Consider the following 26,740-nt stretch of genomic DNA (forward strand, 5'->3'; position numbering starts at 1 on the left):
CCTGATCAAAGAAACCTTTCGGCATGAAAGGCGTGAACACAGCATCGAGCCCGCCATCCAGCAAAAGATCGACCATCGGGCGCTCGCCGGGAGCAGCCTCGATGCGGCCAGGCCGTCCAAAACCATCGAGACGGTCGACGATCGGATGAGCCTCCGTCAGGCGCCCGACATACCACATGGCATCCTCGACGCCGACGCCTTCCCGGCGCAGAGCGGCACGGGTCCAGGTATTTCCGGAATCACGCCAGCCAGTCACGCCGATGTTCTTACCGGCCAAATCGGACAGCTTGCGGATCGGACTGGCCTTGGCGGTGATAATGCAGCGATGGCGGAAGCCGCGCATGATGAAGTTCGGCATGCCAATGACCCGATCATCGCCGTCATGACGCATCTGCGAATAGCGGCTGAAGGACATTTCCGCGGCGTCATGCGCTATGTCATCGACAAGGCTGGAGACCAGCGTGCCCACACGATCCACCTTAATATCGAGACGGGCAGAGCTGACATCACCGAGCACAAGCGGTGTCATGTAATCCCAGTCTCTAAGGGCGATGCGAAGCGTCACAGGCATGCAAAAACTCACTGAAATGGCTCGACGAGGGGCAAATTAAATGTTCAAAATGGTGAGTACAAATGTTATTACGTTATTGAACATTTAAAGTGAGAAAAAAATGGGCGATGCGGTCGAAGCCTCCTGGTTTGCCGAAAAAATAGCCGACCGGAGCATCAGGGGGATCGCTCTCGAAACAAGCGCGCTGATCCGTGCCGGTGTCCTGCCCATTGGGACGCGCCTGCCGGCGATCCGCGATATCGCTTACGAATTGCATGTCAGTCCGGCAACGATCTCCGAAGCCTGGAGCGAATTGCGGCGGCAGAAGATCATCAGCGGCCGGGGGCGCAACGGCACCTGGGTCAGCGGCGACCGCTTTGTCGCCAAGCCGGAGCGTCTCGCCAGCTCGGGAAATTATGCGGCAGGTGTGCTCGATCTCACCTTAGCCGGACCGGATGCAGCACTTCTTCCTCGTCTCGCCGAAGCAATGGCCTATGGCGCGTCCGTTGATGACCTCAACAGCTATGAGCGCAGCCGGATCGTCCCTGAGTTGAAGGACGCCGTTTCAGCGCGATGGCCTTATGAGGCGGAAGCCTTTCTGGCTACCAATGGCGGTTACAACGCCGTCTATACGATATTGCATGCGCTGGTTTCCTCGGGTTCGTCGGTCGCGATCGAACATCCGACCGCGATGCGGCTGCTCGATATTCTGGAAGACCTCGGCGTAAAAATCATCCCTGTCGCCTGCGACGGCGAAGGCCCCCTGCCGGATTCGCTGCGCGAAGCATTGCAGCAACGTCCGGCGGCTTTTCTATTCCAACCGCGGCTGCATTCCGTGACCGGCGTTGCGGTCAGTTCCTCCCGCCTCGGTCAACTCGGAGATGTGCTGGAAGACAGCGATACGCTTATTATCGAGGATGACGGCGTCGGCGACGTGTCGGCGGCACCTCCGCAGTCGCTGGGCGGCCGATTTGCGGAGCGGACGATCCATATCCTCTCACTCTCGAAAAGCCTCGGCCCGGATCTGCGTCTCGCGGTTTTGTCGAGTTCCGCGCCGATCGTCGATCAGATCCAGTCTTACCGCTCCTTCAGCGCCGGCTGGACCAGCCGTATCCTGCAAGGTGCCACCGCCTGGCTACTGCGCGATCCGGCGACCTGGCGGCTCATCGCCGAGGCGCGTGAGATCTATCAGCAGAGGCGGGACGCTCTTGCCGATGCGCTCAGTGAAAGGGGGATAGCGATACCGGCAGGCCAGGGCCTGTGCCTCTGGGTGCCCGTCGTCTCCGAACCATTCGCGATGGTGACACTTGCCGCACGCAATATCGCCGTCAACCCTGGCAACAAATTCTCTGTCTTGCCAAGCAGTCACATCCGTGTCGCGACCAGCACACTCAGCCATCGCTGCGAGGAAGCCGCCGATGCGATCGCGCTGGCTCATACGCCGTGAAAGGCAGGGCCGCAGCCCACCTGTCTGATCCCCGGTCATTCCACCCAAGTCCGGAACTACTTTCCCTCAAGCCACTCCTGCAGCTCTGCTTCAGCTCGCTCCAGAGCGCTGTAGTTCAGGAGTTTGCGCAGGAAAGCGACGGTCACGGCGCGGGCGCGGAGATTGAAGCGGCCGTCCTCGTGGTCGTCGCCGGCGCTCTGGTAGACGTCGAGCTTGTCGTAGAGCTGCTGCAGGCGGTTCTGCACGCTGCGCAGCGAAAGGCTCCGACGTTTGGCGATGGCCCGGTCGGTGAGGCCGAGCGCGATATCGATGAGGATTTCGTATTCGGAATCGGTGAAGCCGTTCGTCTGGCCGAGGCTCTTCTGCTGCAGGCCCCGCACTTCGCGGTCGATGACGCACTGGCTCTCGATGAAGATCGAGCGCAGCGCAAGCTTCAGCCGCTCGTCGGAGGCGGATTTCAGCACATAGCCATAGGCGGCGCCATCCGGCACGATGCGCGAGACGCCGCGCACATAGGCCTCGTCCGAGTAGTTCGACCAGAACAGGATGCGGGTCTCGGGCCGCTCTTTCCAGATCGTGCGCGCCGCTTCGATGCCGTTGCGGTTCGCCATCTGCAGGTCCATGACGATATGCGCCGACTTGTGGTCGCGGGCGAGCTTCTCGCCGGCAGTTCCGTTCTCAGCCTCGATCACCGTGTCGCATTCCGGCAAGGCCGCGTTGACCGCCTCGTGCAGATAGGACCGGTGCAGCGGGTCGTCCTCGACGATCAGAACCTTCATGCCCTTCTCCTCAGTTTGGCCCGCTCGGCGGGTCGTTCGGTACGAGCGGCAGCACGACGCGCACCGCAGTCCCGCGATTGTTGTGGCCGGCCCCGGTCGTGAACCGCGCCGAAATCAGCCGCGCACGGGTCTTCATATTGTCGATGCCGCCGCCGATCCGTCCCCGCGCCTTGGCGAGCCCGGTTCCATCGTCGGAGATTTCGATCGATAGCCGGTCGTCATCGGCCTCGAGCCGCACCATGACGGCCAGCGGCGCGGCATGGCGCACCGCATTGTTGATCGCCTCCTGGGCGATTCGGAACAGCGCGACGCTGACGGTCGGTTCCAGTCGCTCCAATGCGCCGTGCGTCTCGTCGACGAGACCCCACTCGATCCCCGATCCCGTGTCGCGGGTCGATCGGTCCAGATGATGCTCGATCGCCTGGGCGAGGCCGAAGAGCTGGAGTACGGAGGGTTTTGCCTGCTCGATGATCTGCCGCAGATCCTGCATGCAATGCTGCAGCGAACGGGAGAGGGGCTCCAGCGCCTCGGGCGCCACCTCGCCATTGCGTGACAGCCGATCGATCCGGCGGGCGAGCCGCGTCAGGTCGGCGAGCGTCTGGTCGTGCAGATCCATGCCGATGCGCTGGCGTTCCTGCTCCAGCGCTTCGGTAAGCTTCAACGCACCTTGCCGCAACCCCTCTTCGCGGGCGCGGGCCTCCGCCTCGACAATGGCCGAGCGCTGCGCCTGCTCGGCCGCCTGCAGCGCGAAGAAATAGGGCGTCAGCAGGTCGGCAATGATGCGGGCGCGTTCGATATCCTCCATCGTATAGACGCCCGGCCTGTGCGACGAACAGGAGAGAGCTGCGATGATCGTGCCCTGCACCTTCATCGGCACATGCAAGCGGCTCCTCAGCGACTGTTCGACGATCGGCCGCTTGAAGGCGCCCTCGAAGTGGAAACGCGGGTCGGTCATGGCGTCGTCCGCCAGCAGAAAATCCACCTCGCCCCAGAGAAGCGAACGGATTGGGCTGTTGACGACAGGCGCGCCGGCAAGCCCGCCCCAGGCGGTCTCGATGCCCGTCTCGTAGGCCGTGTGGTAGTTGCCGCCCTCAAGCAGCACGCAGACATCGAGGTGGTCGTGCGGGATGATATGGGCGACCTCGGCCGCAACGGAACGGATAGCCGAACGAAAGTCGAGCTGGCCCGCAAGCAGCCGGGAAATGCCGAGATAATGGTCGAACATGGCTGCGGGTACGAGATGCAGCATCGTCAGTTCCTCCCCGAGGCGGCGGCAGGCTCCTCAACCGGCCGCGACCCTTCGCAGTAAGCGCCCGCGGAAGCGCCGCCGTCTTGCGTAAACCCGCAGCTTGTTGCGCAAATCCCGCAAACGGATTGCCGCCTTGCCCCTGTACAGGCCGATCGATCTCCCGCATCCTGCCCTTACTGAGAGGAGGAAGCTCAGTGCAAGAACAATTTTCACTCGGACCCAATTGGGCCGGCAGGAGTGAAGCGATCCGCCGACCAGCGCGATCATCAGGGAGGAAGACATGACAATCCGTAAGATGCTTCTGGCATCGGCCGCTATTGCTTGCGCCGCGATGCCCGTTTCCGCCTTTGCCGACACGTCGGCCAAGAAGATCGCCCTTTCCAACAACTATGCCGGCAACTCGTGGCGCCAGGCCATGCTGACGAGCTGGGGCAAGGTGACGGGTGAGGCCGTGAAGGCCGGGGTCGTTGCCGCGGCCGATCCTTTCACCACCGCCGAGAACCAGGCGACGGAACAGGCCGCGCAGATCCAGAACATGATCCTGCAGGGTTATGACGCGATCGTGCTGAACGCTGCCTCGCCGACGGCGCTGAACGGTGCGGTCAAGGAGGCCTGCGACGCCGGCATCACCGTCGTTTCCTTCGACGGCATCGTCACCGAGCCCTGCGCCTGGCGCATCGCCGTCAACTTTAAGGAAATGGGTCGGAGCGAGGTCGAGTACCTGTCGAAGAAAATTCCGAATGGTGGCAATCTGCTCGAGATCCGCGGCCTTGCCGGTGTCTTCGTCGACGACGAGATCTCTGCCGGCATTCACGAGGGCGTCAAGCAGTTCCCGCAGTTCAAGATTGTCGGCTCCGTTCACGGCGACTGGGCGCAGGACGTGGCGCAGAAGGCTGTTGCCGGCATCCTGCCGAGCCTGCCCGATATCGTCGGTGTGGTAACGCAGGGCGGCGACGGCTATGGCGCCGCACAGGCGATTGCCGCGACCGACCGAAAGATGCCGATCATTATCATGGGCAACCGCGAGGACGAACTGAAGTGGTGGAAGGAGCAGAAGGACGCGAAGGGCTACGAGACCATGTCCGTATCCATCGCGCCTGGTGTCTCCACACTCGCTTTCTGGGTGGCCCAGCAGATCCTCGACGGCAAGGAAGTCAAGAAGGACCTCGTCGTGCCCTTCCTGCGCATCGACCAGGACAATCTCGAAACCAACCTCGCCAATACCCAGGCCGGCGGCGTCGCCAACGTGGAATACACGCAGGCAGACGCAATCAAGGTCATCGAGGAGGCAAAGTAAATTTCCCGGCGATGACCGCGCGGCCGCAGATGGCCGCGCGGCATTCTTTGCGAAGCAGGCATGGCGGGCAGCATGGATGACGTTTTGAAGCCGGTGATCGCCGTCGATGGCGCCAAGGTGAGTTTCGGCGCAGTCAGGGCACTCGATGGCGTGACCCTCCGCGTCATGCCGGGCGAATGCGTCGGGCTCGTTGGGCACAATGGAGCCGGCAAGTCCACCATCGTCAGCGTGATCAACGGCGGTCTTACGCCGCACGAAGGAAGTGTGGCGAGCGACGGCGAGCGGCTGGAGCGTTATGGCATCAACGCCGCGCGTGCCCGCGGCGTGCGCTGCGTCTTCCAGGAGCTTTCGCTCTGCCCCAACCTTTCGATCGTTGAGAACACGCGCATCATGCATCGCCATCTCGGTGGCTTCGGCTGGCGCAGGCGCGCCGCAAACATCATCGAGACGAGCCTCGACGCCGTCTTTCCCGGCCACGGCATCGACAGCAGCCGGACCGTGGGGGATCTTTCGATCGCCGAGCGGCAGATGGTCGAGATATCAATGGCCTTTTCCGACGCCGGCATTGCGCCGCGGCTGGTGATCCTCGACGAACCGACCTCGTCCCTCGATGCAAGCCTTGCCCGGCAGATGCTCGATCATGTCCGCCGCTTCATCGCCACGGGCGGGTCCGTCATCTTCATCTCGCATATCCTGCACGAGATTCTCGAAACCGCCGACCGCATCGTCGTCATGAAGGACGGCCGCGTCGTCGCTGAGCGTCCGGCGCAGGGCTTCGACCATCACGGCCTCGTCGAAGCAATGGGCACCGTTGCGAAGGAGGAGACCGGGAAGCGCTCAGTGCGAGAACTGTCCGCCGCTCCGCTCATTCTGTCCCATCAGGGGAAGGGCCTTTCCTTTGCGGCCCGAAAGGGCGAGATCATCGGACTGGCGGGTCTGGCGGGCCATGGGCAGACGGAACTCCTGCTCGCCCTGCACGCCGCCCAGTCCAGCAACTGGCTGCCCGAGCGCGATCCGCTCGTCACTTTCGTCGCCGGCGACCGCCGCCTCAACGGCGTCTTCGAACTCTGGAGCATCCTGCGCAACTTCTCCATCGCCTCGCTCGGTGACCTCTCCCGGCGCGGCCTGATCCTCGCAGGCGAAGAGGAGACGAAGGGCGCCGACTGGAAGCGGCGGATCGAGATCCGCACCCCCGATATGGACAATCGCATCCTGTCGCTGTCCGGTGGCAACCAGCAGAAGGTGCTCTTTGCCCGCGCGCTTGCGACGCGCGCACCTGTCGTGCTGATGGACGACCCGATGCGCGGCGTCGACGTCGGGACCAAGCAGGAGGTCTATGCAATCATCCGCGAGGAAGCGGCGCGCGGCCGTACCTTCATCTGGTACTCGACGGAGATGGACGAGGTCCGCCTCTGCGACCGCGTCTACGTCTTCCGCGAAGGCCGCATCACGGCCGAACTTGCCGGTGATGCCGTCAATGAGACGAATATCATCGCCGCCTCCTTCGAAGGGGTCGCCGCATGACGTTCCGGCTGTCGTCCGACGCCATGCGTCTTGCCATTCCTGCCTTATCGCTGACGCTGCTGCTCGTCGCCGTCTTCTGGCTGCAGCCGCGCGCCATGAGTTATGTCGGGCTCAACCTGCTCTTCAATCTGGCTGTGCCGATCGCGCTTGCGACGATCGCCCAGATGATCGTGATGGCGGTGAACGATCTCGATCTCTCGATGGGCGCCTTCGTCAGCTTCGTCGCCTGCGTCACCGCGACCTTTCTGCGGGATGCTCCCGTGATCGGCGTGCTGATCCTTGCCGGCGCGATCGCAACCTATGCGGCGCTCGGCGTCGTCATCTATCTCCGCAACCTGCCCTCCATCGTCGTGACCCTCGGCATGAGCTTCGTCTGGGGCGGCCTTGCCGTATTGCTGCTGCCGGCACCGGGCGGACAGGCGCCGGACTGGGTGCGATGGCTGATGACCGTCAAGCCGCCGCTGGCGCCGATGGCGATCGTCGCCAGCATCGTCATCGCCTTGGTCGCCCATCTTCTCGTCATGCGGTCGTCGCTCGGCGTGCTGATGCGCGGCATCGGCGGCAACCAACGCTCGGTCGAGCGCGCCGGCTGGTCGATTGTCGGGGCGCGCGCTGCTGCCTATGGTCTTGCCGGCCTCTTCGCGGTGCTAGCCGGCATCGCCCTCGTCGGACTGACGACCTCGGCCGATGCCAATATCGCGCTGCGCTACACGCTGCTGTCGATCGCCGGCGTGATCCTCGGCGGCGGCGAGTTCATCGGCGGCCGCGTCTCCCCGATCGGCGCCGTCATCGGCGCGCTGACGCTGACGCTTGCCGGCTCGTTCCTCTCCTTCCTGCGTATCTCGCCGGACTGGCAGATCGGCGCTCAGGGCGCGATCCTGATCATCGTGCTGGCACTTCGGCTGATGCTGAACCGCCTGGAGAAGCGGGAGAAACGCCGATGACCCCGCTCCTTCGCCTATTTCGTAAACCCTGGATCTGGTCGTGGCTTGCCGCCTTCGTCGTCTGGTTCCTGACGATCATGGTGACGCTCGGCGCCAGCACGCTTGGCCTGTCGCAGGCAGCCCTCACCTTCGCGGCCTTCTCGGTCATCGTCGGCATCGGCCAGATGTTCGTCATCACGCTCGGTCCCGGCAACATCGATCTCTCGGTTCCCGCCACCATGACGCTTGCCGGCACGGTGGCGCTGAAGCTGATGAATGTCGAAAACGGCATGATCCTGCCCGGCCTTCTCGTTGCCATCGTCATCGGCCTTGTCGTCGGTCTCGGCAATTATGCACTCATCAAGGCGCTGCGCATTCCGCCGATCATCGCCACGCTTTCCATGAGCTTCATCGTGCAGTCCGCCGCGATCTGGACGAACCGGGGCTTGCGCATCAAGCCTCCAAGCGTTCTGGCGGAATTCACCACGTCGAACACGCTCGGCGTGCCGAATGTGGCGATCGTCGCATTCTTGATCTCGCTGCTTGCCTGGTTCCTGCTCGATAAGACGATCTACGGGCGCTGGATCTCGGCGATCGGCCAGAGCATGCCGGCCGCGCGCATGGCGGGCATTCCGGTCGACGGCACGCGTTTCGTCACCTATCTCTTCTGCGCCGTGCTCGCCTCGGTCGCAGGCTATCTGCTCGCCTGCTTCTCCGGCGGCGCGGCGCTCAACATGGGTTCGGAATATCTGCTGATGTCGATCGCCGTCGTCGTGATCGGCGGCACAGCGGTTGCCGGCGGCGATTCCAACGTGCCGGGCATCTGGGGCGCATCGCTCTTCATGTTCCTGGTCGTCTCCATGCTCAACACTTACGGGCTCGGCGCGGGCATCCGCCTGATCATGACCGGCCTCATCATCATCAGCGTCATCATGCTCGCCGGCGGTCGCCGGGCCGGCATGCGATAAACGGAAAGACCGCCATGGCCGAGGCCAGCATCTACGAAATCCACGACCCGCGCTTCCGGCAGATGATCGTGACCAGCGCCGGTCTCGATGAACTCTATTCTGGCTGCCGCTGGGCGGAGGGTCCCGTCTGGTTCAACGACGCGAACCAGCTGCTCTGGAGCGACATACCCAACCAGCGCATGCTGCGATGGACGCCCGAGAGCGGCGTCTCCGTCTATCGCCAACCGTCCAACTTCACCAACGGCCATACGCGCGACCGGCAGGGACGGTTGATCTCCTGCGAACATGGGACGCGCCGCGTGACGCGCACCGAAATCGATGGCTCGATCACCGTGCTCGCCGAGCGTTTCGAGGGCGGGCGGCTCAATTCGCCGAACGACGTGGTGGTGAAATCAGACGGCTCGATCTGGTTCACCGATCCGACCTACGGCATCATGTCGGACTACGAAGGCTTTCGCGCCGAGCCGGAGCAACCGACCCGCAACGTCTATCGGCTCGATCCGACGACCGGCGCGCTTGCGGCTGTCGTCACGGATTTCACCCAGCCGAACGGCCTCGCGTTCTCGCCTGACGAGACAATTCTCTACGTCGCGGACTCAGCCGCCAGCCATGATGAAAGCCTGCCACGTCACATCCGCGCTTTCGACGTGGTCGACGGCAGCAGCCTGGCAAACGGCCGCGTCTTCTGCCTCATCGACAACGGCATTCCGGACGGCATCCGCACAGACGTCAACGGGAACCTCTGGTCGAGCGCGGCCGATGGCGTGCATTGCTTCGACCCGACCGGCAAACTGATCGGCAAGATCCGCGTACCCCAGACCGTCGCCAACCTCACCTTCGGCGGCCCCCAACGCAACCGGCTGTTCATTGCGGCGACGCGGTCGGTTTATTCGGTCTATGTCGCGGTGAGTGGGGCGCAGGTGCCGTGAGGTTGGTCGCCCTGAACCAGTACAAACCCGTTGCTAAAAAGCTCGGCGGCCCACGCATGCGCCGCCGAGCTCCACATAAATCTCTTCATCATATGAGCTGATTGAACCCTCCGCTCGAGTCCGTAAGGCCATGCATTTCCCGGATCAGATCGGCCGCCCGCTCTCCGATGACAACACAAGGCGCCATCGTGTTGCCGGCGATGCGAAGGCCATCAATACCGTACACTTTGAGCTCGTTATCGACCACCGACATGCTGTCGCGCCCCATCTTGGCTGTGCAGGATTGATGCCAATAGGTGACGGCCGAACGCCGTATAAAGTCGATCGTCCCCGATCGGTCGCGCGCACCCGGAGCAGTCTCGGCCGTTACCAAGGGCTTGAAAGCGTCGCTATTTCCCAATTCCCGGCATAGCTCCACCGCGGCCAGGGCAGCAGCCATGTCTTCTGGTTCACTCAAAGAGTTGGGTTCGATCAGGATGGGATCGTTTGTATCCGGCCCGGAAAGCCTCAGTCGGCCACGGCTTTGCGGTTGGGCGAGACCGTTAAACATCGTCCAGCCATGTTCGGGCGTTTCGAGACCCGTCTCGATCGGCGATGGCACTGCGAACTCCAACTGGCACTGAAGAATGTCCGGCTGGGCAAGACGCGAGTCGCTCTTCCAATATAGTTTTGCTTCGCAGCCGCTACCACCGATTGTTTCAGGTTTTCGATATGCCCAGGTGCAGCCGAATGCGAGGTGATCCTGATGATTGCGACCGACACCAGGTAAGTGCTGAACGACAGGAATGCCATGAGCGTGTAACTCATCTTCCGGGCCTATACCCGACTGCATCAGAACTTTCGGCGTGTTGATCGCGCCAAGCGAAAGCACCGTCTCGCAACGCGCCGTGAACTGACGTCGCTGACCTTCGACGAGAACCTCGACCCCAATCACCCGCTTGCCATCGAAGATGAGACGCGTGACCAGCGCATCGGTCAGCACCGTCAGGTTCGGCCGCGACATGAGCGGACGCACATAGGATCCGAACACGGATTCCCGCTTGCCATCGCGGATCCGCAGTTCAGCGATCGATGCCCCTCCTGGCCCCTCCATCATTTCACCGTTCGAGCTATCGTAGACGGGAATGCCGATAGTGGATGCCGCACGCAACAGGGCCTCTGCGATCGGTTGGGGCGCCTGCGGCTGCGCTACGTAGGCAGGTCCTCCCACGCCGCGACGCGTTGGGTCCGGAGCGCCGTGCCAGTCTTCGATCCGGCGATAGTAGCCGAGGATCGACTGGTAGCCCCACGCGTCATCGCCGGCTTCAGCGGCAAAGTGGTCCCAATCTCCCTTGTGTCCTCTGGCCCACACCATGACATTGATGCTCGAACCGCCACCGAGCCCCTTGCCCATGCTGAGAGGGAGACGTCGTCCATCTAGGCCGGGGGTCGGTTGTCCAACAAAGCCCCAGTCCCGGCTCGAGCCGAGATTGAGCGGCCACTGCGCAGGGTTCGTAACGGTTTCGGCCGCATCGTCCCCACCTGCCTCGAGCAGCAGAACGCTCGCGTTCCCATCCTCCGCCAGTCGCGCAGCGACAACGGAGCCGCTGGACCCGGCGCCGCAGACGATGAAGTCGAAAACATCACCGACCTCGCGCTGAGGAATGGGCGGATTTTCGGGTGCATTTTGGTCATGACTATTCAGCTTCACGTGACTACCTCCGTGAATGGATTCAAAACAATAGCGAAATTGCTGGGGATCCCGGGGCGAATGCGGGCAATGGATCCCAGTCCGAAATCGTGCGGCCTTCCATGTGCTCGCTTCGGCCCGACCTCGCTCGGTTCGACAGCCCCTGCTCGTCGTCATCGGGACAGTGCGGACTGTCCCGATGAGGCTACGTCTGTCATTGCTTCTTCGCCGAGACGGCCTTAGCGGCCTGATCAATGGTATCGGCGACGACCTTCGGCTGCGTCATGAACAGGGCGTGGCTTGCCGAAACCTTGGTGATCTTCGCCTTGATGCGCTCTGCCATGTGGATCAGCATCGCCTGATCGAATGCCTTGTCTTCGGTTGCGATGACGGCCCAGCTCGGCTTGGTGCGCCATGCAGCATTTTCCAACTTCGTGCCGAACGCCGACATGTTGATCGGAACCTGCGCATCCCTCATGAATGCAACATCCGCATCGCTGACGTCATGAGCAAAGCCAGCCTTGAACTTTTCCGGGCTGACATATCCAAAGCCATCTTTCGTGGTCTCAATGACGAATTCCGATGCAGGAGCAAATCCTTGGTATTGCTGTGCCGTTGTCTCGCCGGCATCGGGGGACAGAGCAGAAACATAGACGAGGCCAGCAACCTTTGCGTCGACGCCCGCTTCCGTGATGACCGTGCCGCCCCAGGAATGTCCAACGAGAATGACCGGACCATCTTGCCGTTCCAGCGCACGTTTGGTGGCGGCAACGTCGTCTTGGAGGGAGGTCAGCGGGTTCTGGACGATCGTAACGCGATAGCCGCGCTCGGTGAGATTGTCGTAAACACCCTTCCAGCCAGAACCGTCCGCAAAGGCGCCGTGGACAAGCACAACGTTTCTGACCGACTGGTCTTGAGAGATGGTGTCCGCTGCGTTCGCCGGCAATGCGGCAGCGGACAGTGAGGCTGCAGCAGCAATTGCGGCTACGGTGGCCGTGGTCTTGCGTGTCATGGCTATCTCCTCTGTAACTACGATAACTGTTATCGCGATATATAAAAGCTCGCAGACTTTGGATTGCGCGTCAAGATAATTCTTATCGCGATATTTAATTTCTCTCTAGCGTGGGCTATATGGAGTCTACAGGAGCTCACAATGACCGCACGCCATAACGACCCGCCCCCTCTGCACGACCAATTGTGCTACGCAATTTACACTGCTGGTATTGCCATCCAGCGTGCTTACAAGCCCCTTCTCGATGAGTTGGGCCTGACGTATCCGCAGTACCTCGTGCTCAACGTGCTGTGGGGCGAGGATGGGCAGACGGTGGGCGCCATTGCCAATGCCCTTGCCCTGGAATCCAGCACGCTGACGCCGCTTCTAAAGCGCCTTGAGGTTTCCGGCCTGCTGCGTAGGACCAGAAACCTGAGCAACGAGCGCCAGGTGTTGATTGCGTTGACCGACGAAGGCAGGGCGTTACAGCACAAGGCTGGTTGTCTCAGCGACACCTTGCTTGCAGCTTCGACCCAGACGCCACAGGAATTGGGCGCTCTGAACCGCGACGTCCGCCATCTCCGCAACGCGATCTATTCCCAGATCGGCGGCTGGGACGCACCCGCCTGATTTGCCGTGTATGTCGGCGCCTAAGCTGTTGGCACTGTCCCCCCATCGATTGTATATTCGGTACCGGTGATCGATGCAGCCCGGTCCGAGGCGAGGAAGGCAATCAGGTTTGCGACCTCTTCCGGCTTTGCCGGACGCCCCAGCGGAATGCCGCCCAGCCCGTCCATGATGATCTTTTTGCCCCCCTCGAGGTCTGTTCCGGCCTGCTTCGCCAGGCGCTCTGCAAGGTGGACCGAAGCTTCCGTTTCGATCCAGCCTGGCGACACCCGAACGACACGAACACCTTTGGGCGAAACTTCCTTCGACATCGCCTTGCTGTAAGTGGAAAGCGCTGCCTTCGCCGCAGCATAGGCCGTCGTCGATTCCGGAAGCGGCAGGACTCTCTGGATGGATGTCACATGCACCACCACACCGTTTCCTTGAGCGACCATGTCCGGAACCAGTTGCCGATCCAGGCGAACGGCTGGAAAAAGGTTGAGCGACAGCTCCTTATGCCAGTCGTCTTCCGACAGTGCAGAAAATCCACCTCCGGCCGCTGAAGAGCCACCCAGCATATGGACGATGACGTCGACGCCGCCAAGGCGCCGCCGTGTGGCCTCTGCGACGATTGCACATCCCTCTTCGGTGGTCAGGTCCGCCTCGACGAACAGGTCTTCCGACAGGCTGTCCGGACGGGCCCGAGCTGCTGTCAGCACCTGTGCGCCGAGCTCCCGAAACAGTCTGACGGTCGCGGCACCAGTACCTTTGGTTCCAGCCGTAATGAGGGCCCGTTTGCCTCTCAGGTTGAGAAAGTCGGCCATTATAATATCTCCAGCCTGACGATCCTGTCGTCCTTGACGGTGAAGGCGTGGGTGAGCATCACCGGGCTATCGGGAAACTGGCCGCTCACCCTCGCCCGGACGAGTGCCTTGTCGCCGTCAACCGCGGATTCCACGGGTTCGGCACGGCATTGGGTCGCCTTCTTCGCAGCCACCCACCAGTCGCGGATTGCGACGGCGCCCTGATGGCGAGCGTTCTCATCTTCGACCACGGCATCGACCGCGAGGGTCTTCACCAGCGCATCGGCATCATTGCGACTGTCGGCGTCAAAATACATGTTCACGATATGGGGCAAATCCATCCTGTTTCTCCTCATGATCTGCCCCGATAGTTAGCGCTCGACCATTGCATAGATAAGTGGGATAAACCGGAATGCGGTATTGAACGGATCGGGACAATGGAGCACGCCAGCTTGAAGGAACTCGAAGCGGCCATTGCGATTGCCCGGCGCGGGACATTCCGCGCAGCAGCCATCGATCTCGGCATGTCGACCACCGCGCTCAGCCACACCATAGGCAGGCTTGAGGCCGGGCTCGGCGTGCGACTGTTCAACCGCACCACACGCAGCGTGTCGCTGACTGATGCCGGCAGGCTGTTTGTGCAGCAGGTAGGGCCTACGCTTCAGGATCTCCATGCTGCTCTGGATCTGGTGCGCTCCCACCGCGAGACTCCTTCCGGAACAATACGGATCAACGCCGCCCCGTTTGCGGCGCGCGCCATCGTCTCACCGCTCGTGCTGGAGTTCCTGCGCCGTTATCCCGACATGAATGTCGATATCGTTACCGAGGGTAAAATGGTCGATATCGTCAAGAACGGGTTCGATCTGGGCGTCAGGGTTGAAGGCCTCGTTCCCAGCGACATGATTGCCGTTTCGCTCGGCCGGCCTCAGCGACACGCAGTGGTTGGGTCTCCCGAGTATTTCGAGAAACATGGTAAGCCCATGGTGCCTCCGGATCTTCTCAATCACCGATGCATCCGCGTGCGGCTGCCTGACGGCTCCTTATTTCGATGGCGGTTCGAAAAAGACGGCGAGCCGGTGCAGATAGATGTACGGGGGCCAATCGCACTCGATGAGGCCAGCCTTACGCGGACTGCCGTGCTCGAAAGCGCCGGCGTGGGCTACCTCTTTGAACAGGACATTCTCTCGGACATAGAGGCGGGGCGCGTTGTTCGTGTTCTAGAAGATTGGACGCCGCCCTATCCAGGCCTGTGCCTATACTATCCTGGACGCCGAAATCTATCGGCTGGCGTCCGAGCATTCCTCGACTTAGCTCGTGAGTTCTCCCGAAAAGCGGCTTGACCCACTGCCTTCACCTTGAACGGTTTCGAACCGTTGGCCGGTGAACCGTCCTGCGCCATTCCTTTCTACCGCCCGCCCAGCTACTGCGCCGGTTCCAGCATCGCGCAATCTTCCCCGCCGGTACACTCTCCCGAGAGGGTGCGCTGACCAAGGGCAATGATAAGGACGGTTGCGGCCCCAGCGGCTGCAGACACCCAGAATCCGCTCTGGGGACCGTAGCTGTCGACGACCCAGCCCGAGACGAAGGCGCCGAGCGCCATGCCGATGCCGATGCCGGTCATCACCCAGGTGACGCCTTCCGTCAGCACCGATTCCGGCACACGGCGCTCAATCAGTCCGAACGCCGTTATAAAGGTCGGCGAGATCGCGATGCCGCTGACGAAGACGGCGATAGCAAGCAGGGTTACCGAGCTGCCGGCGATGAGAAGCGGCAGCGAGGTCAGTGCGAGGATCGCAACAGCGATCAGCAGCTGACGGTGCAAGGGGATGCGCAGATTAAGCGCGCCGAGGGTCAAACCCACTAGGAAGGAACCGAGGGCATAGACACCGATCACCAGGCTTGCCGCATTCGGTTGACCAAGCTCCTTGGTGATGGCGACAACACTCACTTCAGCGGTTGCGAAGATCGCGCCGACGAAGATCAGCGCGAGCGTGATGAGCTGCACCGGACGCTGGCGGATCGCGGAGCCAACCGAAGCCGCGCCGGCGACATGACGCACCTTCGGCTCGGTGCCGCGCTGCACGATGAAGGCGGCCGTCCCGAGCGCCAGAAAAGCTGTGCTCACCATCATGCCGGCTTCCGGGAATAGGGCGACGGCCAGCCCGACCGACAGCGAGGCGCCAGCGATATAGACCAGTTCGTCCGCGGCACTTTCGAACGCGAAGGCGGTGTTGAGCTCGGGCCGGTTGCGAAAGAGTTCCGTCCAGCGCGCCCGCATCAGCGCCGGAATGCTCGGCATGGCTGCCGCGAGGAAGGCTGAGGCGAAAAGCGTCCACACCGGCCAGTTCTGGTTGGTCGCGGTGATCAGCGCGATGAACGCCAGCACGGATACGACGGTTGTGGGAATGACGACTGCCGTCTGGCCCAGCCGGTCGACCGCTCGCGAAATCTGCGGCGAGATCACCGCATTGGTGAGCGCATAGGTCGCCGACACGGCGCCTGCCAGCCAATATTCGCCATGTGCCTGGGAGAGCATGGCAACGATGCCGATCGGCGCCATGGCGATGGGAAGGCGTGCGAAAAAGCCGGCTGCCGAGAAGCCTTTGGCCCCAGGCGCCGCGAATATTTGTCTGTACGGATTTGACATGCGACGATCCTTCCAACTATCGGATAGAACACTTATATACGGAGCGTATGTGTTTAGATAATGCATACGTCCCGTATGTCAATGAAAAAGATACGCGGCGTATGCCAATGGAGAAGCCATGCGCAAACCGCGCCAGGAGATGATCGCAGAGACCCGCGGCAAACTGATCGCAGCCGGGCGGCGTGCCTTTGGCACGATCGGCTACGCGGAAGCGTCGATGGACGATTTCACCGGCGAAGCGGGGCTGACGCGCGGCGCCCTCTATCACCACTTCGGTGACAAAAGGGGCCTGCTTCAGGCGGTGATCATGGAAATCGACGCGGAAATGACGGAGCGGCTGAACGAGGTTTCGGCCGCCGCTCCGACGCGCTGGCAGGGTTTTGTCGACGAGTGCTCCGCTTATATCGAAATGGCGCTTGAGCCCGAAATCCAGCGTATCATGTTTCGCGATGGCCCGGCTGTACTCGGCGACATCTCGCAATGGCAGAACACCCCCGGCTGTATCGCCGCTCTCTCCCGCAGCCTCGACCGTCTCAAAGCCGATGGCGAGATCATCGACATCGATACCGAAACCGCCGCTCGCCTCATCAATGGCGCCAGCAGCCATATGGCGCTTTGGATCGCCAATGCGGAGAATCCGGAGGCGGTTTCGAAGCGGGCGGTCGCGGGATTCAAGGCTATGCTGGGCAGCCTGCGCAGGCAGCAATGAGGTGTTTGATCTTCTATTCAGGCGCCGCAGGCCCAGATCGGTCCCTGACGATCGCGTTCCCGCCCCTCTCTAGCCGCCACTCCACACTCTGATACGTTTTTGGCATTTCTTGAAACATGCCAGATACGCAGACCCGTCAGACATCACTCCGTCACGAAACGTCGCCCCGGGCGACAAGAACATGGAGTGCCTCATGAAGAAGTTTGACAATATTCTCGCCTGGCGCCGGCTTGCCCGCGGAGCAATGGTGATGGCGGTTGGACCGATGTTGCTGTTCCCAGCCGGTTACCTTGTGCCAGCGAGTGCAGCCGATGTCACATCGGACGGGCCGGCGATGCCGATCGAGGCCGACGAAACGATCCGCCCGTTCCAGATCCACGTTCCGCAGTCACAGCTTGACGATCTGCGCAAGCGCATTGCCGAAACGCGTTGGCCAGATAAGGAGACCGTGAGCGACACCTCGCAAGGCATTCAGCTTTCGCGCGTCCAGGATCTGGTCCGTTACTGGGGGACTGATTACGATTGGCGCAAAGCCGAGGCTGCGCTCAATGCACTTCCGGAATTCATCACGACGATCGAAGGGGTCGATATCCAGTTCATCCATGTGCGATCGCGTCATCCCAACGCCCTTCCGGTCATTCTGACCCATGGTTGGCCGGGTTCGACCTTTGAGTTCATCAAGGCGATCGGCCCTCTTACAGATCCGACTGCTTATGGCGGTAAAGCGGAGGACGCATTTGATGTCGTCATCCCTTCCATCCCCGGCTACGGCTTTTCGGGTAAGCCGACGGAGCTTGGCTGGGGGCCTGACCGCGTTGCGCGAGCATGGGACATCCTGATGAAGCGGCTCGGCTACGCGCACTACGTTTCCCAGGGTGGCGACCACGGCTCCGTTATCTCCGACGCGCTGGCGCGCCAGGCACCGAAGGGCTTGCTTGGTATCCATCTCAATATGCCGGCGACTGTTCCTGGCAATCTCACCAAGGCGATCAACAGTGGAGACCCGGCTCCTGCGGGACTGTCGGCGCCCGAGCGGGATGCCTATGAATCGTTGAGCGCCTTCTTCGGCCGGAATGCCGCCTATGGGGCCGTGATGGTGACGCGTCCGCAGACGATCGGCTACTCGCTTTCCGACTCGCCGTCGGGTCTGGCTGCCTGGATCTACGAAAAATTTGCTCAATGGAGCGACAGCGAGGGCATTCCCGAGCGCGTTTTTTCCAAGGACGAAATGCTGAATGACATCACATTGTACTGGCTGACCAATACTGGGGCATCCTCGTCGCGGTTCTATTGGGAAAACAACAACAACAACTTCAGCTCAGACGCCCAGAAGACCAAAGAGATCAAGATCCCGGTGGCAATCAGCGTATTCCCAAAGGAGATCTACCAGGCGCCGGAGAGTTGGAGCAAGGAGGCCTATCCCACGCTGCATTACTACCACCGTGTCGATATGGGCGGTCACTTCGCCGCCTGGGAACAGCCCCAGCTTTTCGCTGAGGAACTGCGAGAGGCATTCAGGTCGGTGCGTTGATCCGTCGGCTGCAGAATGACGGCTTGGCATATCCGCGGCTGAGAGTGGCGAATTCAAAGCCGCGGAGAATTGTATTTTCCGCGGGTCAGTTCAATGCGCCGCCCGCTGCCAATACCTCGTCCGGCGTATCGACATCGAGCAACGCTGCGTCGCCAACATCGACATCGAGCACGGGCAGGCCTGATGTCATGACGATATCGCGCGCGCCGACATCGCCTTGAATTCGGAGGACTGCCTGACGCAGAGAATGGGGCAGGATAACGGGATTGCCGGGCTTGCCCTGCGAAACGGCGCGCACGACAGCCTCGCCGCCGGCGTTGCGAAAGGCGGAAATCAGGGCATCGAGATGCGTCGTGGAAATGCCGGGCATATCGGCCAGCATGATGAGAATGCCGTCGGCGCTGTCAGCGTCCCTTGATGAGAACCCTGTTATGAGCGAGCTCGCCATGCCGCTGGCATAATCGGGATTATCGACGAAAGTCAGAGCCAGCCCATCGAGCGTGGCCTCGATCTCGTTCCTGCGATGGCCCGTGACGACAATAACGGAGGCTGCATCCGCACCGAGCGCAGTCAAAACTGACCGCCGCACGAGCGGCACGCCGTCGAACTCGGCCAGCAGCTTGTGTTTCCCGCCCTCACCCATCCGGCTTGCCTTGCCGGCAGCGAGAATGACGATCGCGACTGACGCCTTACGCATAAGTCACCAGTCTTGCCGCGGCGAGATCAGCCAGAACCGATAGGGCGAGCGACGTCGCATCCCGCGTCGGGCCGAACATCCCGATGGGCGCATTGATACGTCCGATATCGTCACGTCTGAAACCCAAGGCTGTCAACCGCTCGACACGCCGACGATGCGTCCGGGTGCTGCCGAGCGCGCCGATATAAAAGGCGGGCGAATGAAGTGCGGTCTCGAGAACGGCGGCTTCGGCGTCGAGGTCATGATGCAGGAGCACAACGGCCGTGTAGGGGTCGATGATGTCGGCGGCATCCTCGTCGTGCCCATTGATGATCACATCATAGCCGGAAGCCTCGGCCAGTCGTGCGACGGCCTGCGCTTCGATCGTCTGCCCGGAAAGGATGATGCGGGTGCGGGGACGGTAGACGCTCAGGAAATTACCTTCGGTCCAGCACGTCCGCAGCGGCGGGTCGACCGATATAAGCGTCTGCCGCTCTGGCGAATATGCAAGGCCGGGTGCCTGCCTTCGTTCGAGGCGATCAAGAACATGCCGCAAAGCGCCGACATCTTTGAGGACATGGATTGCAACGGTGATCCCGCCGCCGCAGGGAAGGACAATGTCGAAGAAGGGAGAGCCGTCGCCGAACTTGACAGTGCGGTCCCGTCCTTCCGCCATTGCCAGAAGCGCTTCGGAAGCGACGGCGGCTTCGATGCATCCGCCGGAGACATAGCCGCAGAACCGCCCGTCTGCTGCAACGGCCATATGAGCGCCGAGCGCCCGCGCGGCCCCGCCCCGGATGTCAATGAGGGTGGCAAGTGCCGCCGCGCCGAGACCATGGGCGTCTATCGCGAAACGAAGCAGTTCCGCAGGGTCGTCGGTGGACGAGGCCCTGACGGGAATTGGCGCCGTGATGGGCGCAAGTGTCTGATCCATCGGAAATCCTACAGGAAGTGACGGCGGTCCGCTCTCGAGACCGCCGCCGAAATAATCAGGCCACGTCCGGCAAGCCGCCGATGAGCTTGTCAAGCGTCAGCGGATAGTGCCGAACCCTGACGCCGGTCGCGTTGTAGACGGCGTTGGCGATTGCTGCCGCGACGCCGCAAAGGCCAAGCTCGCCGACGCCCTTGGCTTTCATCGGCGAAGACATCGGATCGGTCTCGTCCATGAAGATCACTTCCTGGTGCGGAATGTCGGCATGCACCGCCACTTCGTAGCTGGCGAGATCGTGGTTGACGAAGAAGCCGCGACGAGTGTCGACCGCCAATTCCTCCGATAGCGCGCCGCCGGCCCCCATCGTCATCGCGCCGATGACCTGGCTTCGGGCGGTGATCGGATTAAGGATTCTTCCCGCCGCGCAGACGGCGAGCATCCTGCGAATGCGGCTTTCTCCCGTGGCAATGTCGACGCCAACCTCCACGAAGTGTGCGCCGAATGTCGATTGCTGATGCGTCTCAGTAAGCTCGCCCCATTTGATTGTGTCCTCGCCGACAAGACCATCCGGACCGGCGGCTTCGGCAAGAGGCACCGAACGATTGCCCGAGCGGACCGCGCCATTCTCGAAGACGATATCTTCGGAGTTGAAGCCGAGCTTCTTGGCGATGGCCTCACGCAGCTTGACACAGGCTGCATAGACGCCAGACGTGGAAGAGTTCGCACCGAACTGTCCGCCGGAACCCGCGGACACCGGAAAACGCGAGTCGCCGAGTTGGACGGCGACCTTGTCGATCGTGACTCCCATCATCTCGGCGGCGGTCTGGGCGATGATCGTGTAGCTGCCCGTCCCGATGTCGGTCATGTCGGTTTCGACCGTTACGACGCCTTCCCGGTCGAGCTTTACCCTTGCTCCGGAGGGAAGGACGAGGTTGTTGCGGAAGGCAGCGGCAACGCCCATGCCGACCAGCCAATTGCCGTCCCGCCTGGAACCCGGTCTTCCCCTTTCACCCCAGCCAAACCGCTCGGCACCGAGCGTCAGGCAGCCGACGAGATTGCGCTGGGAAAAAGGCCGCTGCGGCTTTTCCGGATCGACCTGCGTGTCGTTGACGATCCGAAACTGCACAGGATCGATCCCAACTTTTTCGGCAATCTCGTCGATGGCGATTTCGAGCGCCATCAGTCCGGGGGCTTCGCCCGGAGCGCGCATGGCATTGCCCTCCGGGAGATGAAGCGTCGCAAGACGCATCGCGGTCATCCGGTTTGCTCCCGCATAGAGGAGCCGCGTCTGGTTGACGGCGGTCTCCAGTCCTCCGCCCGGAAGATCGCCGGACCAGCTTTCGTGGGCAATGGCGGTTATCTTGCCGTCACGCTCGGTTCCAATGCGAATCCGCTGGATCGTCGCCGGCCGGTGGGTGGTGTTGTTCATCATGAACGGTCGCGGCAAGGCGACCTTGACGGGCCGCTTTACCGCACGCGCGCCGACAACGGCCAGCACGGCATCCGCCCGCAGGAACAGCTTGCCGCCGAAGCCGCCGCCGATGAAGGGCGACATGAGGTGGATCTTCTCCTTGTCGATGTCGAGCGTCGTTGCAAGGTCGGAGCGCCACCAGTCGATCATCTGGCTGGAGGTCCAGACGGTCACCTCGTCGCCGTTCCAGGCCGCGATCGATGCGTGCGGCTCCATCATCGCATGCGACTGGTCGGGCGTCGTATAAGACGCGTCAACAGTGACGGGAGCTGACCTGAAGGCAGCCTCGAAGTCGCCGACCGCCGTATCGGGCTGCTGAGATTCATCCGGCTTGACGGCTGAATCCTTTGCCTGGCCGAGATCGAACACACCCTTTTCTTCGGCATAGTCGACCTTGACCAGGGAGGCTGCGGCGCGTGCCTGCTCGAAGGTCTCGGCGACGACGACCGCGATTGCCTGGTGATAGTGCTGAACCTCGTCGCCACCGAAAAGCTTGGCGGTGTTGAACCTGCCCTTCTTCCGCTCGCCGATGTCGAGCGTCGTTACGACGGCAAGCACACCCGGAGCCTTCTTGGCGGCGGAAACGTCCATGGACGTGATGCGGCCCTTGGCGATGGCCGCGCCGATGGGATAACCATAGGCGTAGGACATATTCGGATCGTGCCACTCATAGGCGTACATCGCCCGGCCGGTCGTCTTGAGTTGACCGTCGATGCGGTGGATCGGCTGGCCGACGACCTTCAGATTGTCGATCGGGTTGGTTGTCGCTGGCGTATCGAACTGCATGGCTCAACCCCTTGCTTCGGCGATGACCGCGCCGAGCGTGCGCTCGACCAGGTCGACCTTGAAACGGTTCTGTTCGGTCGGGCGGGCGTCGGCAAGAAGCACGCCTGCCACCGCCCGCGCGCCTTTCCGCAGCTCGGCTTCGGCGGCCTCGATGCGCCACGGTTTGTGGGCGACGCCGCCGACGGCAACCCGTCCTGTGCCGTCCGGCTGGATCACGGCTCCGACCGAGACCAGCGCGAAGGCATAGGAGGCGCGGTCTCTCACCTTGCGATAGATGTGCTTGCCGCCGATCGGGGGCGGCAGCAGGACCGCCGTGATGAACTCGCCGCGCTCAAGAACGGTTTCGATATCAGGCGTGTCGCCCGGCAACCGATGAAAGTCGGCGATCGCAATCGCGCGACGACTGCCGTCGGCCTTGACCGTTTCCACAACAGCATCGAGCGCCCGCATGGCGATCGCCATGTCACTCGGATGCGTGGCGATGCAAGCTTCGCTGGTGCCGACGACGGCATGCTGGCGGCTGAAGCCGCCGATGGCGGAACAGCCGCTGCCGGGCTGCCGCTTGTTGCACGGCTGGTTCGTGTCATAGAAATAGGGACAGCGTGTGCGCTGCAGGAGGTTGCCGGCCGTCGTCGCCTTATTGCGCAATTGCCCGGAAGCACCCGCGACAAGCGCCCTGGAGAGCAGGCCGTAGTCACGGCGAACGGTCTCATGGGCGGCAAGGTCGGTGTTGCGGACCAGGGCGCCAATGCGCAGACCACCCTCCGGCGTGGTTTCGATCTTGTCGAGGCCGAGACCGTTAACGTCGATCAGATGCGTCGGCGTTTCGATCTCGAGCTTCATCAGGTCGAGGAGGTTGGTGCCGCCGGCGATGAATTTGGTTTCTGGATTGGAGGCGGCTGCCTTGGCCGCGGCCTCGACGGAGGAGGCGCGTTCATAGGTGAAGGCTCTCATGCTTTGATCCCCGCGACTTCCGAAATGGCATCGATAATGTTGGAATAGGCGCCGCATCGACAGATATTGCCGCTCATGCGTTCGCGGATCTCGGCCGCAGTGACAGCCGCCTGCGCCATAAGATCGCCGGTGACGTGGCTCGGTATGTTCGCCTTGATCTCCTCGAGCACCGCCACGGAGGAACAGATCTGTCCCGGCGTGCAGTAGCCGCACTGGAAGCCGTCATGTTTGACGAAGGCCGCCTGCATCGGATGAAGGTTTTCAGGCTGGCCCAGGCCCTCGATCGTGGTGATTTGATCGCCGTCGTGCATGACTGCCAGCGTCAGACAGGAATTGATGCGGTGGCCGTTGACCATGACGGTGCATGCGCCGCATTGGCCGTGGTCGCATCCCTTTTTCGTGCCTGTGAGATGCAGGTGCTCACGCAGTGCGTCGAGCAGCGACGTTCTGTTGTCGACCTCGAGACCGCGGTTCTCACCGTTAACTGAGAAGGAAACTTTCGATGTATAGGCCATGTCATTTCCTGGGGACTGTGCCGCCGCGGGCGCGACGGCTCCGGTGACCGCAATCGTTGCGGCCGACGAGATAAGTAGGTCTCGCCGGGAAATTTCCAGTTGTGTCTGGCTTGGCATGAACTGTTCCACCTTGCTTGTTGGACATGGGCGCGCGTCAACGCCGTCTGCTGAGGTAGTGCAACTCCGCCTCCTGATTAGACCCCTTCCGTTGCATACGGTTATCGATCTGGCTCATGAATTCCCCGAGCCGCGGTCATAAGATGCCGCGAACTACAACTTCAATGAAGTTGTCTTGGACGCGGAAGCGCCAGCGGAGCAACGCCCGCCGATGCGCGCGAAAAAAAGCAGCGCCATGCGCAAAAAATGATGCTTTTCGGGTTCATCATTATTCCCTACTCCCTATCGAAGCAGGTGACGAAAGGGGAAGACCGCATGCCCACGCCGTTTTACTGGAACGAGCTCAATACATATGATTTTGCCGGCCTCTCCCCCGAGACCACGATTGCCGTTCTGCCCATCGCCTCGACGGAACAGCACGGCCCGCATCTGCCGATCGCAACGGATGTCGCGATCGCGACCGGCATGCTGGCGGAGCTGAAAAGGCAGCGGCCGGAGGATCTGGACATGCTGGTGCTTCCGACACAGGAGATCGGCAAGGCCAACGAACACATCTACGGCCCCGGCACGCTGTCGCTCAGTGCCGAGCTGCTCATCCCCGTCTGGACGGCGATCGGCGCAAAGGTTGCCGAAGCCGGGCTGCGGAAGATGGTGATCGTCAATTCCCACGGCGGCAATGTCGACATCATGAGCATCGTCGCGCGCGAACTGCGCGTGCGCCATCAAATGGCGGTGGTCTCCACGCAATGGGGTCGTTTCGGTCACCCGGAAGGCATGGTCAGCGATCACGAGAGCAAATACGGCATCCACGGCGGCGATGTCGAGACGTCATTGATGCTGCACTTCCGCCCCGAGCTGGTGCGGATGGACAAGGCGCAGAACTTCGCTTCGAAGGCCGAGGGGATGCGGGAGCAATCCAAATTTCTTCAGCCTCTGCCGCCGCATTCGCTGGCCTGGATCGCGCATGACCTCAATCCCTTCGGCGTGGTCGGCGATGCCTCGATCGCCACAGCCGAACGGGGCGAGGCGATCTGCCGCCATCAGGTCAAGGGGTTCGTCGAGCTACTCCGGGACCTCAAGGCCTATCCGCTTTCGAATCTCTATGTGAAATAGGTTCAGCCGCGGGTTTCACATCCGGTGGGATATGACCCTTGGCCTGCAATTCCTGCACCAGGCCGAGCAGTTCGGCGAGCAGATATTCGACGAAAAGGCTGGTGGCCGCGTCGAGGGGCGCACGAGCACGGGCAAACAGCTTCATCTGCTGGTAACGCGCATGCGGCTCGGCGATCGGCCGGAAGACGAGTTCACCGCGCCGGCATTCGGTGATGACGTCGAGCGGATTGAGCAGCGTCAGCCCGGTGCCGCATTTGACGAGCTGTTTCAGCATCTCCGATGCATTGGTTTCCAGTACCGGCTCGACCGAGATGGGCAGACGCGCAAAAGCAAGGTTGATCACCTCGCGCAGGCTGGTGCCCGGCTGCGCCAGAACGAGTTTTTCCTGGGTGACATCGGCGAGGTTGATCGGCCCGGGACCGATCAGGTGATGCCCCGGCGGCAGCACGACACCGATCGGGATATCGAAATTTCCGAGCGTGCGGATGCCGGGCATGGCGGGGATGTTGAAACCCAGACCGATATCCACCTCGCCGGATACAACGGGGCTGGCCGTCGTGCCGCCGGTGTCGTTGCGCAACTGGACGAAGACGCGCGGATGCTCTGAAAGAAAGCGCGCAATGATTTCGGGCAGCGGCCCGGCGGCAAGCCCAACAGTCGTCACCATGCGCACCTTGCCTGCCTGCTGCATCTTGAGGCTGCGGATGCGCCCCTCCAGGCGCTCGTAATTCTTCAGCACGTCCCGGATATGCTCGATGCAGAGTTCGCCGGCAGCCGTCAGCCGCAAGCCACGCGGCAGCCGCTCGAAAAGCGGCGCCCCGATCTCCTCTTCCAGCGCCAAAATCTGCCTGTTGACCGCCGACGACGCCACGTTGAGGCGCGCAGCCGCCTTGCGGATCGAACCGCAACGGGCAATCTCGTTAATGTAAAGAAGGCGTCTGGAGTGCAGCATGGTCTCTCCGATGCATAAATTTTGCGCAGGGCGCACAAATTATCTTCAGCTTTCCGACAGATGCCGAAAAGGCATCAATGCGCACGAATTTTGATGCTTTTCAAAGCGCATGGCAATGGCTCAAATTCCCTCAAATGGGAGCCGGGTAAGGCCTCCCTCGGTAAAAAAAAGGGGAACTGCCGACCATGTTGAAAGCACAGACGAAGACGCAATTCCTGAGCTGCCTCGGCCTCGCTTCGATGCTTGCCGCCGCCTCGCCGGCGCTTGCCCTCGACCAGGTGAGCTATGGGACGAACTGGCTTGCCCAGGCGGAACATGGCGGCTTCTACCAAGCCGTCGCCGACGGCACCTATGCAAAATACGGCCTCGATGTCACCATCGTCCAGGGCGGCCCGAATGCTGCAGGCAGCGCGCTGCTGATCTCCGGCAAGCTCGATTTCTACATGGGCGGTCCTCAGGGAGAGATATCCGCCGTCGAGCAGGGCATTCCGCTGGTCGATGTCGCCGCAATCTTCCAAAAGGATCCGCAGGTGCTGATCGCCCATCCGGACAATGGCGTCGACAAGTTCGAGGATCTCGCCAAGCTGAAAACGCTGTTCCTCA

General features: G+C 61.9%; 25 protein-coding genes and 1 pseudogene. 12 read left to right on the plus strand and 14 right to left on the minus strand.

Annotated features, from left to right (window positions below; translation table 11 throughout):
• Nucleotides 1–571: pseudogene (locus FY112_RS14070) on the minus strand (nitrate ABC transporter substrate-binding protein); the annotation flags it as partial.
• A gap of 100 nt (nt 572–671) precedes the next feature.
• On the opposite strand from FY112_RS14070, the gene FY112_RS14075 reads away from it, so the two are divergent.
• Nucleotides 672–1,997: a PLP-dependent aminotransferase family protein gene (locus FY112_RS14075; protein WP_026158317.1), complete on the plus strand. Its 1,326-nt coding sequence runs from the start codon at nt 672–674 to the stop codon at nt 1,995–1,997.
• A 56-nt stretch (nt 1,998–2,053) separates the two neighbouring features.
• Here the strand turns inward: FY112_RS14075 and FY112_RS14080 are convergent, their stop codons facing one another.
• Together FY112_RS14080 and FY112_RS14085 are read right to left on the minus strand one after the other, a co-directional pair.
• Nucleotides 2,054–2,776: a response regulator transcription factor gene (locus FY112_RS14080; protein WP_151518611.1), complete on the minus strand. Its 723-nt coding sequence runs from the start codon at nt 2,774–2,776 to the stop codon at nt 2,054–2,056.
• Nucleotides 2,777–2,786: 10 nt separating this feature from the next.
• Nucleotides 2,787–4,025, minus strand: a complete 1,239-nt coding sequence (locus FY112_RS14085; RefSeq protein ID WP_151518612.1) for a sensor histidine kinase — start codon at nt 4,023–4,025, stop codon at nt 2,787–2,789.
• Nucleotides 4,026–4,305: 280 nt separating this feature from the next.
• Here FY112_RS14085 and FY112_RS14090 point away from each other — a divergent pair, with 280 nt between their 5' ends.
• From FY112_RS14090 to FY112_RS14110, 5 genes are all read left to right on the plus strand, one after another.
• Nucleotides 4,306–5,322: an ABC transporter substrate-binding protein gene (locus FY112_RS14090; RefSeq protein WP_151518613.1), complete on the plus strand. Its 1,017-nt coding sequence runs from the start codon at nt 4,306–4,308 to the stop codon at nt 5,320–5,322.
• A gap of 72 nt (nt 5,323–5,394) precedes the next feature.
• On the plus strand, nt 5,395–6,846 hold the full coding sequence (locus tag FY112_RS14095) for a sugar ABC transporter ATP-binding protein (RefSeq protein ID WP_151518614.1): 1,452 nt from the start codon (nt 5,395–5,397) through the stop codon (nt 6,844–6,846).
• Nucleotides 6,843–7,790, plus strand: a complete 948-nt coding sequence (locus FY112_RS14100) for an ABC transporter permease (protein ID WP_131643481.1) — start codon at nt 6,843–6,845, stop codon at nt 7,788–7,790. The genes FY112_RS14095 and FY112_RS14100 overlap by 4 nt, the downstream gene beginning before the upstream one ends.
• Nucleotides 7,787–8,737, plus strand: a complete 951-nt coding sequence (locus FY112_RS14105) for an ABC transporter permease (protein ID WP_131643480.1) — start codon at nt 7,787–7,789, stop codon at nt 8,735–8,737. Before FY112_RS14100 ends, FY112_RS14105 begins: the two co-directional genes overlap by 4 nt.
• Nucleotides 8,738–8,751: 14 nt before the next feature.
• The gene (locus FY112_RS14110; RefSeq protein WP_017957413.1) at nt 8,752–9,666 is read left to right on the plus strand and encodes an SMP-30/gluconolactonase/LRE family protein; all 915 of its coding nucleotides are present in this window, start codon (nt 8,752–8,754) and stop codon (nt 9,664–9,666) included.
• An 88-nt stretch (nt 9,667–9,754) separates the two neighbouring features.
• Here the strand turns inward: FY112_RS14110 and FY112_RS14115 are convergent, their stop codons facing one another.
• Complete coding sequence (locus FY112_RS14115) at nt 9,755–11,356, minus strand: GMC family oxidoreductase (protein ID WP_151518615.1); 1,602 nt, start codon at nt 11,354–11,356, stop codon at nt 9,755–9,757.
• A gap of 193 nt (nt 11,357–11,549) precedes the next feature.
• A complete protein-coding gene (locus FY112_RS14120) occupies nt 11,550–12,347 on the minus strand; it encodes an alpha/beta hydrolase (protein ID WP_151518616.1) in 798 nt (265 codons plus the stop codon).
• Between the two features lie 141 nt (nt 12,348–12,488).
• Between FY112_RS14120 and FY112_RS14125 the strand changes: the two genes are divergently transcribed.
• Nucleotides 12,489–12,956: a MarR family transcriptional regulator gene (locus tag FY112_RS14125; RefSeq protein ID WP_011649065.1), complete on the plus strand. Its 468-nt coding sequence runs from the start codon at nt 12,489–12,491 to the stop codon at nt 12,954–12,956.
• 20 nt (nt 12,957–12,976) lie between these two features.
• On the opposite strand, the gene FY112_RS14130 is transcribed toward FY112_RS14125, so the two are convergent.
• Nucleotides 12,977–13,756, minus strand: a complete 780-nt coding sequence (locus FY112_RS14130) for an SDR family oxidoreductase (protein ID WP_131643476.1) — start codon at nt 13,754–13,756, stop codon at nt 12,977–12,979.
• Nucleotides 13,756–14,076: a nuclear transport factor 2 family protein gene (locus FY112_RS14135; protein ID WP_131643475.1), complete on the minus strand. Its 321-nt coding sequence runs from the start codon at nt 14,074–14,076 to the stop codon at nt 13,756–13,758. Before FY112_RS14135 ends, FY112_RS14130 begins: the two co-directional genes overlap by 1 nt.
• Before the next feature lie 96 nt (nt 14,077–14,172).
• Here FY112_RS14135 and FY112_RS14140 point away from each other — a divergent pair, with 96 nt between their 5' ends.
• Nucleotides 14,173–15,075, plus strand: a complete 903-nt coding sequence (locus FY112_RS14140) for a LysR family transcriptional regulator (RefSeq protein WP_181018214.1) — start codon at nt 14,173–14,175, stop codon at nt 15,073–15,075.
• Nucleotides 15,076–15,155: 80 nt separating this feature from the next.
• Here FY112_RS14140 and FY112_RS14145 read toward each other — a convergent pair whose 3' ends face one another.
• A complete protein-coding gene (locus FY112_RS14145; RefSeq protein WP_151518618.1) occupies nt 15,156–16,382 on the minus strand; it encodes an MFS transporter in 1,227 nt (408 codons plus the stop codon).
• Nucleotides 16,383–16,500: 118 nt separating this feature from the next.
• On the opposite strand from FY112_RS14145, the gene FY112_RS14150 reads away from it, so the two are divergent.
• Together FY112_RS14150 and FY112_RS14155 are read left to right on the plus strand one after the other, a co-directional pair.
• Nucleotides 16,501–17,091 carry a TetR/AcrR family transcriptional regulator gene (locus FY112_RS14150; RefSeq protein ID WP_026238463.1) on the plus strand — a complete coding sequence of 197 codons (591 nt, stop codon included), beginning with the start codon at nt 16,501–16,503 and terminating at the stop codon, nt 17,089–17,091.
• Nucleotides 17,092–17,284: 193 nt separating this feature from the next.
• The gene (locus FY112_RS14155) at nt 17,285–18,622 is read left to right on the plus strand and encodes an epoxide hydrolase family protein (protein WP_151518619.1); all 1,338 of its coding nucleotides are present in this window, start codon (nt 17,285–17,287) and stop codon (nt 18,620–18,622) included.
• A gap of 85 nt (nt 18,623–18,707) precedes the next feature.
• Here FY112_RS14155 and FY112_RS14160 read toward each other — a convergent pair whose 3' ends face one another.
• The 5 genes from FY112_RS14160 to paoA are packed head-to-tail and all read right to left on the minus strand — an operon-like array spanning nt 18,708 to nt 24,084.
• Nucleotides 18,708–19,319 (minus strand): nucleotidyltransferase family protein, encoded by a 612-nt coding sequence (locus FY112_RS14160; protein WP_131718414.1) that lies wholly within the window; start codon nt 19,317–19,319, stop codon nt 18,708–18,710.
• Nucleotides 19,312–20,232 carry an XdhC family protein gene (locus FY112_RS14165; protein WP_151518620.1) on the minus strand — a complete coding sequence of 307 codons (921 nt, stop codon included), beginning with the start codon at nt 20,230–20,232 and terminating at the stop codon, nt 19,312–19,314. Before FY112_RS14165 ends, FY112_RS14160 begins: the two co-directional genes overlap by 8 nt.
• A gap of 55 nt (nt 20,233–20,287) precedes the next feature.
• Nucleotides 20,288–22,486, minus strand: a complete 2,199-nt coding sequence (paoC, locus tag FY112_RS14170; protein WP_151518621.1) for an aldehyde oxidoreductase molybdenum-binding subunit PaoC — start codon at nt 22,484–22,486, stop codon at nt 20,288–20,290.
• A 3-nt stretch (nt 22,487–22,489) separates the two neighbouring features.
• The gene (locus tag FY112_RS14175; RefSeq protein ID WP_151518622.1) at nt 22,490–23,440 is read right to left on the minus strand and encodes a xanthine dehydrogenase family protein subunit M; all 951 of its coding nucleotides are present in this window, start codon (nt 23,438–23,440) and stop codon (nt 22,490–22,492) included.
• On the minus strand, nt 23,437–24,084 hold the full coding sequence (gene paoA, locus FY112_RS14180) for an aldehyde dehydrogenase iron-sulfur subunit PaoA (RefSeq protein ID WP_151518623.1): 648 nt from the start codon (nt 24,082–24,084) through the stop codon (nt 23,437–23,439). The genes FY112_RS14175 and paoA overlap by 4 nt, the downstream gene beginning before the upstream one ends.
• Nucleotides 24,085–24,318: 234 nt before the next feature.
• Here paoA and FY112_RS14185 point away from each other — a divergent pair, with 234 nt between their 5' ends.
• The gene (locus FY112_RS14185) at nt 24,319–25,185 is read left to right on the plus strand and encodes a creatininase family protein (RefSeq protein WP_017957399.1); all 867 of its coding nucleotides are present in this window, start codon (nt 24,319–24,321) and stop codon (nt 25,183–25,185) included.
• Here FY112_RS14185 and FY112_RS14190 read toward each other — a convergent pair.
• The gene (locus FY112_RS14190) at nt 25,148–26,137 is read right to left on the minus strand and encodes a LysR family transcriptional regulator (protein ID WP_011649078.1); all 990 of its coding nucleotides are present in this window, start codon (nt 26,135–26,137) and stop codon (nt 25,148–25,150) included. The genes FY112_RS14185 and FY112_RS14190 overlap by 38 nt on opposite strands.
• Nucleotides 26,138–26,322: 185 nt before the next feature.
• On the opposite strand from FY112_RS14190, the gene FY112_RS14195 reads away from it, so the two are divergent.
• Nucleotides 26,323–26,740 (plus strand): ABC transporter substrate-binding protein (locus tag FY112_RS14195; RefSeq protein WP_181018215.1); only part of this gene is annotated, 418 nt, incomplete at its 3' end.

Origin of the sequence: Rhizobium sp. PEPV16 (genome assembly GCF_008919455.1) — a bacterium.
Classification (GTDB): domain Bacteria; phylum Pseudomonadota; class Alphaproteobacteria; order Rhizobiales; family Rhizobiaceae; genus Rhizobium; species Rhizobium leguminosarum_Q.